Consider the following 16,171-nt stretch of genomic DNA (forward strand, 5'->3'; position numbering starts at 1 on the left):
ATAGGCGCTGCATCGCAATATATGACGATATAACCCCAGAAGCAGGAATGCTGGTTTGTAGCTGAAAATCAACCAATTGCCTGACCAGTTTTGGCCCAATCGGCCAAAAAGCCCTCAATGCCTTTATCTGTCAGAATATGCTTGAATAGGCCTTTGATGACCGACGGCGGTGCGGTCATGACATCAGCACCAATTTTCGCGGCTTCAAGAACATGGACACCGTGACGAACGCTGGCGACGAGGATTTCTGTGTCAAAAGCGTAATTGTCGTAAATCAGACGAATGTCGCTGATAAGCTGCATACCATCAAAGCCATTGTCGTCATGGCGACCAACAAAGGGCGATACGAATGTCGCGCCGGCCTTTGCAGCCAAAAGCGCTTGATTGGCAGAGAAACATAAGGTCACATTGACCAATGTGCCCTCAGAGGTAAGCGCCTTGCACGTTTTCAGTCCGTCGATGGTCAATGGCACCTTGATGCAGACATTGTCGGCAATTTTCCGCAGAATTTCGGCTTCCTTCATCATCGTCGCATGATCAAGCGCAACGACTTCTGCCGACACCGGACCATCTGTCAGGGCGCAGATTTCGCGGGTGACTTCAATGAAATCTCTACCAGATTTGGCGATCAACGATGGGTTAGTGGTCACGCCGTCAAGCAAACCCGTCGCTGCCAGATCCTTAATGTCTGCAATGTCAGCGGTATCGGCAAAGAATTTCATTGGACTTTTCCCTGATTGGAGATTCGATTTCATGTCTCTTGGCAAAATATCGGGCAAAGTAACAGGCTTATTGGAACTAGATTTGCGATCGTTGGGGATGATCATCCAGATGGTGACGTTCGCTGCATCATTGCCTATATGCGCTTCATGAGCTTGCCCAATAACCGCGTCCGCGTTGTCTTATTGACACAAGCGATTGGTCCGCTCGATTACCGGCTGCCCGACGATATGGTCGCAGGACCTGGCAATGTGGTGATGGTGCCCCTTGGCCCACGCAAATTGCCGGGGGTCATCTGGGATGATGATGTTTTTGGTGATGAGGCGATAGATTCGAGCAAGCTGCGCGCGGTGCTTGAGCTGGTGGAATGTCCGCCGGTTGCGCTGGGCTTGCGCCGCCTAATCAACTGGGTCGCGGATTATTATCTCACGAGTCATGCGGCTGTCTTGCGCATGGTATTGTCGTCTTCGGCGGCGTTCACGGCGACAGGAACCATTATCGAATATCGCCGCACAGGTTTTGAGCCTGCACGGTTGACCCCCCAACGCGCCGCGGCGCTGGACGCCTTGGAAGGTGCGCAAGGCCTTGTGCGTGAACTGGCGGCAGAGGCTGGCGTCAGTGACGCCGTCATTCGCGGGCTCATCAAAGCAGGGGCGTTTGAAGCCGTCACCATCAGTGTCGATTCGCCTTTGCCCGAACCGCTGGCGGATTTTGACACGCCAAAACTGAACGACGCGCAGCAATTGGCCGCAAACAGCATGGTGGAGGCTGTGCGCGCGGGCGGCTTCGACACCTTCGTCCTTGATGGCGTTACGGGTTCAGGCAAAACCGAAACCTATTTTGAGGCGGTGGCTGAGGCGATACGGCTCGGCAAACAGGTTCTGGTGCTACTTCCGGAAATCGCGCTGACCGCGCCGTTCCTTGCCCGCTTCGAAGCGCGATTTGGTGTCGAGCCAGCGGTGTGGCACAGCAACCTGCGATCCACACAACGCCGCCGTGTCTGGCGCGCAGTCGCCGATGGCAGCGCAAAGGTGCTGGTGGGGGCGCGTTCAGCGCTTTTCCTGCCCTTTGCCAATTTGCGCTTGATCATCGTCGATGAAGCGCACGAGACCAGTTTCAAGCAGGAAGACGGCGTGCGCTATCACGCCCGCGACGTTGCCGTCATGCGTGGCCATTTTGAAGGATTCCCTGTGGTGCTGGCATCGGCAACGCCAGCGTTGGAATCGCGGCATATGGTTACCATTGGTCGCTATAAAGGCCTTGAAATTCCGTCGCGCTTTGGTGCGGCGAAGATGCCGGAGATCAAGGCGATTGACTTGACGCTCGACGCGCCGGACGCGCAGCATTGGATAGCCCCGACATTACTCAAGGCGCTGGAAGAACGGGTCGAGCGCGGCGAACAAAGCTTGTTGTTCCTCAACCGGCGTGGCTATGCACCTCTGACCTTGTGTCGCACCTGTGGCCACCGGTTCCAATGCCCCAACTGCACAAGTTGGATGGTCGAACACCGCCTCGTACGGCGGCTCGCTTGCCACCATTGCGGCCATGTCATGCCGCCGCCGGAGCAATGCCCTGAATGCGGCGAGAGCGATACTCTGGTTGCCTGCGGTCCTGGCGTTGAACGCATCAGCGATGAGGTGAATCGCCTATTACCCAATGCGCGGACCATCGTTGCCACATCGGACACTTTATGGTCGCCGGAAAAGGCGGCGGAGTTCGTGTCACGTGTCGAGAACAAGGCGGTGGATATCATCATCGGCACCCAATTGGTAACGAAAGGCTATCATTTTCCCGAACTGACTTTGGTTGGGGTGATCGACGCCGATCTGGGGCTTGAGGGCGGGGATTTGCGCGCCGCCGAACGCACATTTCAGCAAATTGCGCAGGCTGCTGGCCGGGCAGGGCGCGGTGAAAAGCCCGGCGAGGTCTTTATCCAGACGCGCAACCCCAATCATCCCGTCATTGCGGCTTTGGTCGCGGGTGACCGCGATGCGTTTTATGACGCCGAGACAGAGCAACGCAAATCTGCTGGCGCACCACCGTTCGGACGTTTCGCCGCTATCATTATTTCTTCTGAAGATGAGCGCGAAGCCATTGAGGCGGCGCGCGCCGTCGGTGGCGCAGCGCCGCAGGTGGACGGCATGCATGTCTATGGCCCAGCGCCAGCGCCGCTCGCTATGTTGCGTGGCCGCCATCGACAACGTCTTTTGGTGCACGCACAGCGCTCGGTAGAGGTGCAGAATATCATTCGCGAATGGCTAGGCAGCCTACAATTTCCCCGCGGTGTGCGGGTAGGGATCGACGTCGATCCCTACAGTTTCCTGTAATAGCCCGTTCGAGCCTCAAATAGCGGATTTACCTGATGCGCCTAATGTTGCATCTTACCGTTAAATTATTCGGGGGAGGACAAGATGCACAAAATTTTATGGGCAGCGTTATTGAGCACTGCATCGGCAACAAGCGCATTTGCGCAAGACGCAAAGCCAGCCTCAGATGCGACCGTCGCCGCGCAACGCAGCGTTGCGACGCAGCTTCCCGCCGAAGATGGTCGTGACCTTGATTTTGCCGACAGGGGCTTTTTGGGCTCTTTGTCCGACCCCATCATCACCAATAAAGATGGCAAACCTGTCTGGAACCTGGGCGCTTATGACTGGATGGCCGATGGGCAATCCCCCGATACAGTGAACCCCAGCCTGTGGCGGCATATGGGCCTTTTGCGTAAACATGGTTTGTACGCTTTGACGGACAATGTCTGGCAGGTGCGCGGTTTTGATGTGTCGAACATGACGGTGATTAAAGGCCAAACGGGCTGGATCATCATTGACCCACTCACCAGCCGGGACACCGCAGCAGCGGCACTGAAGCTTGTGAACGAAAAGCTGGGTACTCGGCCTGTCACGGCGGTCATTTATAGCCACAGCCACGGCGACCATTTTGGCGGTGTGCGCGGGATCATCAATGAGGCCGACGTTAAAGCAGGCAAGGTTCAAATCATTGCGCCCGAGCATTTTCTGGCCGAGACAGCGTCTGAAAATGTCATGGCGGGTCCTGCGATGGGTAGGCGCGCGACGTTTCAATTTGGCAGTAATCTAACACCCGGCCCGCAGGGGCAAATGGGCAGTGGTATTGGTAAAGGCATTGGCGGAGGTGACATAACGCTGATCCCACCCACAATCGACATACGTAAAACAGGCGAGTTGCGCGAAGTCGACGGTGTGACTTTGGAGTTCCAAATGGTGCCGCATACCGAAGCACCAGCCGAAATGAACGTCTATATGCCAGCGGCGCGGACATTTCTGGCAGCTGAAATTGCGACGTGCAGTCTGCATAATATCCTGACCCCGCGCGGGGCGAAGGTACGTGATGCGTTGAGTTGGTCCGTTTTTCTGAATGAAGCCGTCAACCTGTACGGCGAGCGGAGCGATGTTATCGCATCTAGTCATTGCTGGCCGCGATTTGGCCAGTCGGAGGTTAAAGGCTGGCTCGCGGGGCAGCGTGACAATTATCGGTATCTGCACGACCAAACGGTCCGCATGATGAACAATGGCATGACTCAAGCTGAGATCGCAGAGGTGCTAAAAGCGCCTCCCGCAATTGGTGATCAGTGGTTCAACAAGGGCTATTACGGCACGTACAGCCATAATTCGAAGGCGATTTATCAATATTACCTGGGTTGGTATGATGCCGTACCTGCTAATCTCAATCCGCATCCGCCGGAGGTTCGCGCGGCCAAGATGGTCGCAGCATTGGGCGGTGCAAAGAAGGTATTGGCAGAAGCAAGAAAGGCGATGAAGGCAGGCGATTATCGCTGGTCATCAGACCTTTTGAATCAACTTGTCTTTGCAGAACCCAAAAATGCTGAGGGGCGGGCCTTGCTTGCCGACAGCTATGAACAGCAGGGCTATCAGTCGGAATCCGCGATCTGGCGCAATATGTTCCTGACGGGCGCGCGTGAACTACGTGCCGGCATGAAGGCGGGCATTAACGCGCAAAGCATCGATATGATTTCGGCTATACCAACGGGCTTGTTGCTGGATTCCGTTTCGACCCGGCTGGACCCCAATGTCATTGGTAATGCCACGCTGGCGCTGAATTTTGTGATTTCTGACCGAAAAGAAACCGCGAAAGTCACGGTTGGCAATTCGGTGATGTTCAGCGAAATGGGGCAGGTCCATGCCGCACCGATGGTAACGGTTACAGGCCCACGGCAATTGTTTCTGGCCTTATTGTTCCTGAAAATGCCGGCGGCGCAGTTGCAGGCCGCTGGACTGAAGATTGAAGGCGACAGGGCGGCAATTGAAAAGCTTCAGGCTGCGCTTGACCCGATGCCGGGCGCCTTCAACATTGTGGAGCCGTGAAGGACTACATTTCCCCGCGCTGGCGGCGGATGGCGTACCATTTTGCGACGTTGGCGTTGTGCTCTTGCAACGTGTCAGCAAAAATATGTCCGCCTTTCCCGTCGGCGACGAAATAAAATGCGTTGGTCTTTTGCGGGTTTAGCACGGCGGCAATGGCGGCGCGCGATGGGTTGGCGATGGGGCCTTTCGGTAGGCCCGCCATGGCATAAGTATTATAGTCGTTCACGTCCCGGATTTCTGACTTGCGAATGCGCCGACCAAGCGACTTACCCTTTGTTATGGGGTAAATAATCGTCGGGTCGGCTTGCAGCCGCATGCCCGTGCGTAAGCGATTGGAATATACGCCAGAGACCATACGCAATTCGGATTTAAGCGCCGTTTCCTTTTCAACAATGGATGCGAGTGTCAGCGCCTCTAACGGTGTTTTAACCATCGTGTTCGCGCTGCGCTCTTGCCACAGCTCGGCTATCGTTTTTGTCATGGCATCCTGCATGCGTTTCAAGACAGCAGCGCGCGGTTCGTTTTTGTCAAAGGCGTAGCTGTCAGGCAAAACCGAGCCCTCTGCCGGTACGGAAATGCTTCCGGTAAGCTGGTCATTGGCCATGAGGCGCTCATACACCATAATCGACGGCATGCCCTCGGGAATGGTGACCATGCGTTGCACGGTTTTTCCCTCTGCCAGGATCGATAAAATATCGGAATTGGATGACTTGGCCGGAATGACAAATTCACCTGCCTTGATGGTATTGGACGCGCCAAAAATCTTTGCCCGGCTCACAAATGCGTCAGCGGATTTGATTGCGCCGCTTTTTTCAAGTTGCCGTGCAGCCGATACCATACTTGACCCCGGCTTTATAATGACGGTCGTCTCACGCTCCAGCGGTCCAGGTGCTGTCCATCCGTGAATGAAGTTACCGGCGATTATTGCCAGCAGCAATGCTGCTACAACGACCGCCCATTTAGCGATGCTTCGGTTTGACTGTTTTCCATACCGTTTCGCCACAATTAACCCTTCTCATTCCCGCCGTCGCTTCGCGCCTGTGCAGGGAAGACAGGCTGGGGTAAGTTACGGCATCACCACGTGCGGTTAGTCAGCCAACTTCATAATGAGGCTGGCGTTTGTCCCGCCAAAACCAAAGCTATTGTTCAAAACAGCCTTCACTTCGCGTTTTTTGGCGACATGTGGGACAAGGTCAACGCCTTCGGTGCCTTCATCTGGATTGTCGAGATTGAGCGTTGGCGGCACAATTTGGTCACGCAGCGCAAGGATGCAGAAAATGCTCTCCACTGCACCAGCGCCACCGAGCAAATGGCCGATGGCGGACTTGGTTGAACTCATCGACACATTTGCCATAGCATCACCAAATAAGCGCTTTACCGCGCCCAACTCAATCGTATCGGCCATGGTCGATGTGCCATGTGCGTTGATATAATCAATATCGGATGGCGTCATGCCAGCCTTTTTCAGTGCCATCTGCATCGACCGAAACGCGCCGTCACCTTCGGGGTGCGGTGCGGTGACGTGATAGGCATCACCTGACAAGCCATAACCAACGACTTCGGCATAGATTTTTGCGCCGCGCGCCTTGGCATGTTCATATTCTTCCAACACGACAACGCCTGCGCCTTCGCCCATCACAAAACCATCGCGGTCCTTGTCATAAGGGCGGCTGGCGGCCTCTGGACGGTCGTTGTAGCTCATATTCAATGCACGCGCCTGCGCGAAACCTGCAATGCCCAGCGGGTTCACAGTGCCCTCTGCGCCGCCGGCCACCATGATGTCGGCATCATCGTCACGGATCATGCGTGCTGCATCGCCAATCGAGTGTGCGCCTGTGGAGCAAGCTGTGACGACGGCGTGGTTAGGGCCTTTGAGGCCATATTTGATGCTGACTTGGCCCGAGATCAAATTGATCAAGCGGCCATGGACGAAATGTGGGCTGACGCGGCCTGGGCCTTTTTCCGCGAGCAGCAACGCTTCGCTTTCAATACCGGGTAGTCCGCCGATTCCTGAACCAATCGAGCAACCCGCGCGGAGTTTTTGTTCTTCGCTCAATTCGGTTAGGCCAGCATCTTCCAATGCCTGGCCGGCTGCATCAATACCGTAAATGATGAAAGGATCGACTTGACGTTGGACCTTTTGGTCCACGCGTTTGTCGGGGTCAAAGCCCCATGGATGTTCCTTGCTCTTCACTTCGCACGCAATCAGACATTTCTGGTTGCTGGCGTCGAAATGCGTAATCATGCCAGCACCCGATTTTCCGGCAATCAGGTTGGACCAAGTGGTTTCAACATCTGCACCTAAGGGTGTAACCAGACCTAATCCAGTGACCACGACACGACGCATTGCGTTATCTCCAAAATCTAATCTTTACGGCCCATTACTGCGAATGGGGCCCAAAAAGCAAACGGCTTTCCGACGGAAGCGCACTAAACGCTGGTCGGAAAGCCGTTTAAATTTTTATCTAGCCGCGCATCATCGCGCGTAACGGCTTAGCCGTTGCTGTTGATGAAATCGATCGCGTCCTTGACGGTCGCAATCTTTTCAGCAGCATCGTCAGGAATTTCAACGTTGAATTCTTCTTCAAACGCCATCACGAGTTCAACGATATCAAGGCTGTCTGCGCCCAGATCATCAATGAAACTTGCCGCTTCTGTGACCTTGTCGGCTTCAACGCCCAGATGTTCAACGACGATCTTTTTGACCCGTTCTGCGGTATCGCTCATTTTTTGTGCCCCTTATTTGGTTGGGAGGATGAATTTCAGTTATTGCCCTAATGTGCAGATTAGCCGCTGGCAAGTGGCAAGCGATGCTTATCCACTAAAGCATCGCCATGCCGCCATTTACATGGATTGTTTGGCCCGTAACATAACCAGCCTCTCTTGAGGCAAGATAGGCAACAGCGGCACCAATGTCGGCGCCTTCGCCCATGCGGCCCATCGGAATACGTGCATTCAGCGCCTCTTTTTGGGCGTCAGGTAAGCTTTCGGTCATCGCGGTGGCGATGAATCCGGGTGCGACGCAATTGGCGGTCACATTGCGGCTGGCAAGTTCTTGCGCGATCGCTTTGGTCATTGCCGTAAGGCCGCCTTTGGATGCGGCGTAATTGGCTTGCCCGGGGTTGCCCGTGGTGCCGACAACGCTGGTGATGGTGATGATGCGACCAAAGCGCGCCTTCATCATGGGTTTCGTGGCGGCGCGCATGAGACGAAATGTGGCCTCAAGATTGATACGGATGACGTCATCCCATTCTTCATCCTTCATACGCATCGTCAAATTGTCCCGCGTAACGCCGGCGTTGTTTACCAAGATGTCGATTTGGCCGAGTTTTTCGAGCGCAGCGGGGACCAGCGCCTCAACGCTATCCTTGTCGCCTAAGTTGCAGGGTATCGCCACATGGTCGCCGCCTAAGGATGCCCGGAATGCTTCCAGCTTTTCCTCGTTCGAGCCGGATACCGCAAGGCGCGCGCCTTGGGCCGCAAGCGCCTGACAGATCGCGCTGCCAATTCCGCCCGATGCGCCTGTGACGAGCGCGGTCATGCCGGTTAGATCAAACATTTCATTCTCCCTTAAATTCGGGTGCGCGCTTTTCCAAAAACGCAGTTATGGCTTCATCATTGTCCGCAGTGGCATGCGCAAGGCTCTGCATCGCGGCGGACATTTCGAGGATATTTTTGAGATCCGCTGTTTGCCCTTCGCGCAACAAGCGCTTGGTCATGCGGACGGCATGTGGTGGGTTTGCCGCGATTTTGTCCGCAATCATGCGTGCGGCGGCCATAAGGTCGGCATCCTCTACCACTTGCGTAACCAGCCCGATACGCAAGGCTTCGGCAGCGTCGATGGTTTCGCCGGTTAGGGCGAGCTCAGTGGCTTTTGAAAACCCGACGATGCGCGGCAACAACCATGCGCCGCCGTCGCCGGGCGTGATGCCCAATCGCACAAAGCTCTCGGCGAACTTAGCCGAAGACGCAGCGATCCGAATGTCGCACATTGTTGTAAGGTCAAGCCCTGCGCCAATGGCTGCACCGTTGACCGCAGCGATGACAGGGACCTCAAGCGCTTGAAACATCAAGGGCAGACGCTGGATACCATATTTGTAATTACGGCGGGTTTCGGCAGGCAATCCTGCCCGCAAGCCGCCGCTATCCGGACGCATTTGTTTCAAATCACCGCCGGAGGAAAACACCGTTCCTGCACCCGTCAGTATGACGCAGCGTACCGACATATCTTGATCAGCCGCCATGAACGCGTCGCATATTTGTTCAACGACAGACACATCGGAAATCGGGTTGCGCTTTTCGGGCATATTCAGTGTGATGGTCAGTATGCCGCCATCGCGCGACTGGATAATTTGGTCGGTCATTAAATATCTTTCAACAAGGCTTCGATGTCATCCATGCTAATGACAGTTGATGTGTTAATGTCTTCACCGGCACTGCGCTTTACCATCGGCGACAGCACTTTCCCTCCAAATTCCACGAAATGGGTGACGCCAGCCTCCGCCATGGCAATTGCCGACTCCCGCCAGCGGACTCGGCCAGTGACCTGCTCCACCAATTGCCGGGATATAGTCGCTGGGTCGGACACGGGCGCGGCGGTCACGTTGGCGAACAAGGGTACTAATGGCGCCTGGATATTGGTGGTCGCCAACGCGTTTTGCATTTCGTCGGCGGCGGGTTGCATCAATGGACAATGAAATGGGGCGGATACGGGCAACAATAAACCACGCTTGATGCCATGGTCCTTCGCCAGTGCAATAGCGCGATCAATCGCGCCTTTATGACCGGAAATTACGACTTGTGACGGGTCATTATCATTGGCCACGGTGCAGGTTTCGCTTTCTGCAGCAGCAGCGGCCAAGCTCTCCGCTTTTTCGATATCCGCGCCAAGCAAAGCAGCCATTGCGCCTACGCCAACAGGCACTGCGGCCTGCATAGCGCGGCCACGCAGCTTCAGCAGCGCAGCCGTCACCGACAAAGACAATGCGCCAGCAGCACATAAAGCCGTATATTCGCCTAAGGAATGCCCAGCGACAAAATTGCATTTTTCCGACAACCGAACGCCGCCTTCTTTTTCCAGCACGCGCAAGGTAGCGATGGCATTGGCCATGATCGCAGGCTGCGCATTTTCGGTCAGTGTCAAATCGCTTTCTGGGCCTTCGCACATCAGACGGAACAGGTGCTGGCCCAAGGCTTCATCGACCTCTTCAAACACCGCGCGCGCGATTGGGCTGGCTTCGGCAAGTGCCTTGCCCATGCCAACGGCTTGGCTGCCTTGCCCGGGGAAAATGAATGCGCGCATAACTGCTCCTGTTGGTCGGTGTTCGTGCAAATTCGCCTATGGCGCAGCGCTGGATGTTGCAAGCCCGAACGGAACAATGCGATTGTCAGCATCATGACCAATGTCTGCGCGGCCCAAATACTTTATGCCCATTTTCGCGCACCATCTTTGAGCAATTTCTTCGGCATCTTCGCCAAAGGGGCGGTCATTTTCGGGGACATCACTGACGCGGCCAAGCCGCAATCCGGCCAGCCCTGCGGACTGTAAATGGCTCGTGACGTGGAAAAAGGCGCGGTCATAACCGTAGAGATATTCGCTGACTTCTTCGACCATCAATACATGGTCTTTTAGGTCAGGCATTAACGGCGTGCCGACTATCATCGCTAAGGTCATCAGATTGAACGCCGCGTATTTTGTGCCTGACTGTACATGCGGTTCAAGCGATTGCGGTGAACTATGTAGCATCCAGTTGAGTGCGCGCAGGACCGCGGCCTCACCACCATCACGCCGGATATCGGCTGGCATAGGCCCATGGCAGACACGGCCAATTTTGGCGCCATACAGCGCGCCGAGCAGATTGCCAGCGTCGCTATATCCCATATAGATTTTATCTGCCGCCGCTGACGTTAGCGCGGCAACGGCATCTTGTGCGATCCGGCAAGCCCCATAGCCACCGCGCACGAACCAGACCGCATCAAAGCTTGGGTCATTGGCAACGTCCACAAACGCGGCGCAGCGCACATCGTCTAGTCCAGCGAAATGGCCAGCTTCGGCAAAACATTGGTCGTGAAAGACGAGTTCAGCGGTCGGGTGGGCAGTGGCGGCAAGCGCAGAAACGCGCGCGGCGTCTTCGCGCGTAAATGGCGTTGATGGCGCGCAGATAGCTATCCGCATATTTCACTCTTTCCTTCGTTTGTCGCATCCGCCTTCGCTGGTGCGACGTGGTTTTGAAACAGAGCGTTCAGCGTCCCATTGCAAAAACTCGCGCCAACTCATAACCGCCACTTATGCACAAAAACAAATCCTATTTCTTTTGCGGCATTGGTGGTTCGGGCATGTTGCCCTTGGCCAATATCGTCCGCGATGCAGGCGCAAACGTCGCCGGTTCCGACCGCGCGCTGGACCAAGGCCGCTTGGGGCCGAAATTTGCATGGCTGCAAAGCCTTGGCATCGACCTTTTTCCGCAAGATGGCAGCGGCCTTATGAACGGCGACCAAATTCTGATCGCGTCCGCCGCGATTGAGGATAGCGTGCCGGACATTGCCAAGGCAAACGCGCTTGGCTGCGCCCGCATGACGCGGGCCGAGCTCCTCGCTAACCTGTTCAACACCGCCCCGCGCAGCGTTGCTATTGGCGGAACCAGCGGCAAATCAACGGTTACGGGCATGATTGGCTGGATATTGACCGATGCAGGCCTTGATCCGACGATCATGAACGGTGCGGTGATGAAAAACTTTGTCGCTGATAACGCGCCCTTTGCAAGCGCGCGTGTGGGGCAGGGCGAAGTCTTTGTTTCCGAAGTCGACGAAAGCGATGGCTCCATAGCTCTTTTCGCGCCCGAAGTTGCGGTACTCAACAATGTCAGTCTTGATCACAAAAGCCTTGAAGAATTACGGCAGCTATTCGGTGACTTTGCCAAAAAGGCGAAAGTCTGTGTTTGGAATGCCGATGATGCGGAGACTGCGGCATTGGTCGCGCCAATGGCATTGCAAGACGCCGTCAGCTTTGGCTTTTCCGCTGAAGCAAGTTTTCGCCCCAGCAATGTCACGGACCTTCCGCTCGGCAGCCGCTTTACCTTGCATGCCATGGGCGACGCTTATCCCGTGACGCTGATCGTCCCGGGCAGGCATAATATCGCCAATGCCCTTGCCGCAATCGCCGCCAGCGTCGCGCTTGGCGTGTCCGTTGCGCAAGCCGTGCGCAGCGTGGAACGCTTTAATGGCCTCGCCCGCCGTTTCGACATCGTGGGCACGGCCAATAACATCACCGTGATTGACGATTTTGGTCACAACCCGGACAAAATCGCCGCAACTCTTGCGACGTTAAAGGCCTTTCCCGGTCGCATCATCGCCTTTTTCCAACCCCATGGCTATGGCCCCATCCGCGTTATGGGTTCTGAACTGGCTGGCGTCTTTGCGGATAACTTGGGTGTGGATGACCATCTTATTCTCTGCGATCCTGTCTATTTCGGCGGCACAGTGGACAAAAGCATCGGCAGCCAAAGCATTACCGGCGCAGCGGCCAAAGCTGGCCGCAACGCCGAATATATTCCGACCCGCGAAGACTGCGGTAACCGCATCGTCGAATTGGCACGGCCTGGTGACCGGATTGTCATCATGGGCGCGCGCGATGATACGCTAAGCGCGTTTGCGGCGGACATCTTAGAGCGGTTAAAGCTTTAGGGGCGGCTAGCGCATTTTCGCAAACCCGCGAATCGCTTGCATTCCGCACCAATCCCTCCTAAGCGCGCCACTTCGCTCAGGTTCGCCTGACTGAAATAGAAGAAGGCCGGAGGGGCGTATGCATGGTGCTGCGTCAGCGATCGGTAGGAACAAGGAAACGCCCATGCCGCTGTACGAGCATGTATTTTTGGCGCGTCAGGACCTTTCACAGGCCCAAGTTGATGCGCTGGCAGAAACTGCCACCAAGATTGTAGAAGACAATAAGGGCAAGGTCGTAAAGACCGAAACCTGGGGTCTTCGTACATTGACCTACAAAATTCAAAAGAACCGCAAAGCGCATTTCGTGATGCTCGACATTGAAGCTTCGGGCGACACCATCGCTGAGCTTGAGCGTCAGACACGCATGAACGAAGATGTGATCCGTTACATGACCGTCCGCGTTGACGCGCATGAAAAGGGCCCATCGGTCATGATGCGCAAGAGCGACCGTCCAGAGCGCAGCGAGCGCGGTGAGCGCGGCGGTTTTGGTGGCGGCGACCGTGATCGTGGCGCCCCTCGTCCAGACCGCGCACCACGCGCAGAGCAGGAGGCTTAAAACATGGCACGTCCGTTTTTCCGTCGCCGCAAGTCCTGCCCATTCCAGGGTAAAGATGCGCCGCAAATCGATTATAAAGATGTACGCCTGTTGCAAGGTTACATTTCAGAGCGCGGCAAGATTGTCCCATCGCGCATCACCGCCGTTTCGGCCAAGAAGCAGCGTGAGCTGGGTCAAGCTATCAAGCGCGCCCGTCACATCGGCCTTCTGCCGTACATCGTGAAGTAAGGAGCCGAAACATGGATATCATACTTCTCGAACGCGTTGAAAAGCTTGGTGCAATTGGTGACGTTGTCACCGTGAAGGACGGCTATGCCCGTAACTTCTTGCTGCCAAACAAAAAAGCGCTCCGTGCAAATGAAGCTAACCGTAAGGTTTTCGAAGCTAACCGCGCGAAAATCGAAAGCGATAACGCAAGCCGTCGTGACGAAGCCCAAAAGGCATCGGGCAGTGTTGAAGGTAAGCAGATCGTTCTGATCCGCGCCGCTTCACAAACTGGCCAGCTTTATGGTTCGGTCTCGGTCAAGGACATCGTTGACGGTCTGGGCGCCCAAGACGCAAAGGTTACCAAGAGCATGATCGTTCTTGAGCGCCCAATCAAAACGCTTGGCGTATTTGGCGTTAAGGTTGTTCTGCACCCCGAAGTTACCGTCAATGTTCAGGTCAATGTGGCCCGTTCGGATGACGAAGCCGAGTTGCAGAAGGATGGCGTCAACGTTCTCGACCAAATGTTCGAAGCCGAACAAGCCGAGATCGCTGCTGAAGCCATCGAAGCACAGGTTGAAGCTGAAGTTGCAGCTGACGCAGCTGATGCTGCCGAAGCCGCTGCCAATGCAAAGCGCCGCGAAGAGCAAGCTGCCGCCAAGGCTGCTGCCGAAGCCGCTGGCCTTTCAGCTGAAGTAAGCGACGACGCATAAAGCATTCTATTGCTACATACAAAAAGCCGCCTTGTTGCAAAACAGGGCGGCTTTTTTGTGCCACCACTACATGTCATCCTGAAACTAGTTCAGGGTGACATGTGGTTCTAATGTGCTGTTTCATTGCTAGGAACACGTGCTAGCACTCACCCCATGACCGCGCCGATCATCATCACCGCCGACATGGGCAAGGCCGACCAAGCATGGGCCAACGGTCTGCGTCGCGCGCATTATCCGCCAGAGCGAAATTATATTGATGCGCATATCACTTTGTTTCACCATTTGCCGCCAAGCCATTTGCCAGAGATAAAATCGCGGCTGGCGGGGTTGGTGAAGGACTATCCTGCGCCAGCCGCGTATCTCCGTGATGTGGTGTTGCTTGGTAAAGCTGTAGCGTTCCGTATCGATAGTCCTGAGCTGCTTGCTATGCGCGACGAGCTGGCTGACAGTTTTTGTGGGCTATTGATTCCGCAAGATCAGGCACCACCCAAATTGCATATAACGGTCCAGAACAAGGTCGCGCCGCCTGTCGCCAAGGCGCTGCATGCGCAATTATTGGGCAGCTTCCACCCGCGCCCGCTCGCTATTTCTGCCCTGTCGGCGCATTATTATCGCGATGGACCGTGGGAGCATATCGGAAGATGGGCATTTCGCGGCTGACAATGCTTGACCCATATAAGCGCCGCGCTTATAGCGCCGCGTGCTTCCCCGCAAATGCAGGGATTCACGCATGGATGGCGAAGTAGCTCAGCTGGTTAGAGCGGTGGAATCATAATCCATAGGTCGGGGGTTCAAGTCCCTCCTTCGCTACCATCCTTGCGCGCAATTGGGGCAATTTCCCCTCAGTTGCACAAGCTGCATATCTACATCAGCGTAACAGATCCTGCCAACCGCTTGCGCGGTTGCCGCGCTTTGCTGCGTGGGCTACAATAAGGACATGAAAGATTGTTCCCAATGCATTGTACGGAACCGTGCAATTTGCTCCGGCCTCGACATACACGAGCTGGATCTGCTGGGTCGGCAAGGCCGAAAGCAAAAAATTGCCAAGGGTCAGACCGTATTTTGGGAAGGCGATGACGTCGTTGTCGTCGCAAATGTCATAGAAGGCGTGCTGAAGGTTTCGATGAGCATGTCCGATGGCCGAGAGCAGATTGTCGGAATTGTTTTTTCATCTGACTTTATTGGCCGGCCCTTTGGGCAGCAAAGCCCGTATAGCGTGACCGCCTTAACCGATGCCGAACTGTGCATTTTTTCGCGATCCACCTTTGACAGCTTCGCGCGCCAACATCCTGAGCTAGAACATAAGTTGCTGCGCCGGACATTGACTGAACTTGACCGTGCCCATGAATGGATGCTGCTGCTGGGAAAGAAAAGTGCGACCGAACGGGTTGCGACTTTGTTGCTCGAAATGTCTGTTCGTCTTGGCGAAACGGGCTGCACGGTTGATAATGGCGCATTGGACACATTTGAATTGCCACTTGATCGCCAGCAAATTGGCGACGTTTTGGGGCTAACGATTGAAACCGTCAGTCGTCAGTTTTCTAAATTGAAAGCTGATGGCGTTATCCATCTGCCAGATCGCCGGACAGTGAGCATCCTTAACCGTGCGCGGCTTCAAGATATTTCGGCGGCTGCCTGAACGGTGCTATAGGAACGTTTTAGTTTGGAGTAATATCCGCCGGGCCGCCGATGAGGACAAAATGCCGGTCGCAATAGCCGCAATCGACATAGCCTTTTTCATCAATTTGAAGCCAGACGCGGGGATGGCCCAATGCGGCTGGAATATCTCCACTGCCGTCGCAAGCGACACGCGGTTCGCGGACTCGGATTGTTTCGGGGACGTTGTTGTTCATGTGGGCCGCTTAGCAAAGCCGCAACCTAGCTGCAACGACTGAGAA

17 protein-coding genes and 1 tRNA gene are annotated in these 16,171 nt (G+C 55.3%); 9 read left to right on the plus strand and 9 right to left on the minus strand.

What is annotated here, in order from left to right; genetic code table 11:
- Positions 1 to 68: 68 nt before the first annotated feature.
- Positions 69 to 722 (minus strand): fructose-6-phosphate aldolase, encoded by a 654-nt coding sequence (gene fsa / locus D7D48_RS02155; protein WP_125229735.1) that lies wholly within the window; start codon positions 720 to 722, stop codon positions 69 to 71.
- 147 nt (positions 723 to 869) lie between these two features.
- Here fsa and D7D48_RS02160 point away from each other — a divergent pair, with 147 nt between their 5' ends.
- Positions 870 to 3,047 (plus strand): primosomal protein N', encoded by a 2,178-nt coding sequence (locus tag D7D48_RS02160; RefSeq protein ID WP_125229736.1) that lies wholly within the window; start codon positions 870 to 872, stop codon positions 3,045 to 3,047.
- Positions 3,048 to 3,131: 84 nt separating this feature from the next.
- Positions 3,132 to 5,078, plus strand: a complete 1,947-nt coding sequence (locus D7D48_RS02165; protein WP_125229737.1) for an alkyl/aryl-sulfatase — start codon at positions 3,132 to 3,134, stop codon at positions 5,076 to 5,078.
- Between the two features lie 4 nt (positions 5,079 to 5,082).
- Here D7D48_RS02165 and mltG read toward each other — a convergent pair whose 3' ends face one another.
- From mltG to D7D48_RS02200, 7 genes are all read right to left on the minus strand, one after another.
- Positions 5,083 to 6,084 (minus strand): endolytic transglycosylase MltG, encoded by a 1,002-nt coding sequence (gene mltG, locus D7D48_RS02170; RefSeq protein WP_425452540.1) that lies wholly within the window; start codon positions 6,082 to 6,084, stop codon positions 5,083 to 5,085.
- Between the two features lie 81 nt (positions 6,085 to 6,165).
- A complete protein-coding gene (fabF, locus tag D7D48_RS02175) occupies positions 6,166 to 7,425 on the minus strand; it encodes a beta-ketoacyl-ACP synthase II (RefSeq protein ID WP_125229738.1) in 1,260 nt (419 codons plus the stop codon).
- A 146-nt stretch (positions 7,426 to 7,571) separates the two neighbouring features.
- Positions 7,572 to 7,805, minus strand: a complete 234-nt coding sequence (locus tag D7D48_RS02180; protein ID WP_125229739.1) for an acyl carrier protein — start codon at positions 7,803 to 7,805, stop codon at positions 7,572 to 7,574.
- Between the two features lie 94 nt (positions 7,806 to 7,899).
- Positions 7,900 to 8,637, minus strand: coding sequence for a 3-oxoacyl-[acyl-carrier-protein] reductase (gene fabG, locus D7D48_RS02185; protein ID WP_125229740.1), 738 nt, complete (start codon positions 8,635 to 8,637; stop codon positions 7,900 to 7,902).
- A 1-nt stretch (position 8,638) separates the two neighbouring features.
- Positions 8,639 to 9,442, minus strand: coding sequence for a crotonase/enoyl-CoA hydratase family protein (locus tag D7D48_RS02190; protein WP_125229741.1), 804 nt, complete (start codon positions 9,440 to 9,442; stop codon positions 8,639 to 8,641).
- Positions 9,442 to 10,380 carry an ACP S-malonyltransferase gene (gene fabD / locus D7D48_RS02195; protein ID WP_125229742.1) on the minus strand — a complete coding sequence of 313 codons (939 nt, stop codon included), beginning with the start codon at positions 10,378 to 10,380 and terminating at the stop codon, positions 9,442 to 9,444. The genes D7D48_RS02190 and fabD overlap by 1 nt, the downstream gene beginning before the upstream one ends.
- A gap of 36 nt (positions 10,381 to 10,416) precedes the next feature.
- The gene (locus D7D48_RS02200) at positions 10,417 to 11,253 is read right to left on the minus strand and encodes an LD-carboxypeptidase (protein WP_125229743.1); all 837 of its coding nucleotides are present in this window, start codon (positions 11,251 to 11,253) and stop codon (positions 10,417 to 10,419) included.
- Between the two features lie 113 nt (positions 11,254 to 11,366).
- Between D7D48_RS02200 and D7D48_RS02205 the strand changes: the two genes are divergently transcribed.
- The 7 genes from D7D48_RS02205 to D7D48_RS02235 all read left to right on the plus strand — a co-directional run bounded on the left by D7D48_RS02205 (position 11,367) and on the right by D7D48_RS02235 (position 15,912).
- Positions 11,367 to 12,761 carry a glutamate ligase domain-containing protein gene (locus D7D48_RS02205; protein WP_125229744.1) on the plus strand — a complete coding sequence of 465 codons (1,395 nt, stop codon included), beginning with the start codon at positions 11,367 to 11,369 and terminating at the stop codon, positions 12,759 to 12,761.
- Positions 12,762 to 12,924: 163 nt separating this feature from the next.
- On the plus strand, positions 12,925 to 13,356 hold the full coding sequence (gene rpsF / locus D7D48_RS02210) for a 30S ribosomal protein S6 (RefSeq protein WP_125229745.1): 432 nt from the start codon (positions 12,925 to 12,927) through the stop codon (positions 13,354 to 13,356).
- A 3-nt stretch (positions 13,357 to 13,359) separates the two neighbouring features.
- Positions 13,360 to 13,584 (plus strand): 30S ribosomal protein S18, encoded by a 225-nt coding sequence (rpsR, locus tag D7D48_RS02215; protein WP_125229746.1) that lies wholly within the window; start codon positions 13,360 to 13,362, stop codon positions 13,582 to 13,584.
- An 11-nt stretch (positions 13,585 to 13,595) separates the two neighbouring features.
- Positions 13,596 to 14,273: a 50S ribosomal protein L9 gene (rplI, locus tag D7D48_RS02220; RefSeq protein ID WP_125229747.1), complete on the plus strand. Its 678-nt coding sequence runs from the start codon at positions 13,596 to 13,598 to the stop codon at positions 14,271 to 14,273.
- A 153-nt stretch (positions 14,274 to 14,426) separates the two neighbouring features.
- Entirely contained in the window at positions 14,427 to 14,933 is a 507-nt protein-coding gene (locus tag D7D48_RS02225; RefSeq protein ID WP_125229748.1) for a 2'-5' RNA ligase family protein, read from the plus strand.
- 76 nt (positions 14,934 to 15,009) lie between these two features.
- A tRNA-Met gene (locus D7D48_RS02230) sits at positions 15,010 to 15,086 on the plus strand.
- Positions 15,087 to 15,210: 124 nt separating this feature from the next.
- Positions 15,211 to 15,912, plus strand: a complete 702-nt coding sequence (locus tag D7D48_RS02235; RefSeq protein WP_125229749.1) for a Crp/Fnr family transcriptional regulator — start codon at positions 15,211 to 15,213, stop codon at positions 15,910 to 15,912.
- 19 nt (positions 15,913 to 15,931) lie between these two features.
- Here the strand turns inward: D7D48_RS02235 and D7D48_RS02240 are convergent, their stop codons facing one another.
- Positions 15,932 to 16,126: a zinc-finger domain-containing protein gene (locus tag D7D48_RS02240; RefSeq protein ID WP_125229750.1), complete on the minus strand. Its 195-nt coding sequence runs from the start codon at positions 16,124 to 16,126 to the stop codon at positions 15,932 to 15,934.
- Positions 16,127 to 16,171: the final 45 nt, after the last annotated feature.

Source organism: Sphingorhabdus wooponensis (assembly GCF_003933235.1).
GTDB lineage: Bacteria > Pseudomonadota > Alphaproteobacteria > Sphingomonadales > Sphingomonadaceae > Sphingorhabdus_B > Sphingorhabdus_B wooponensis.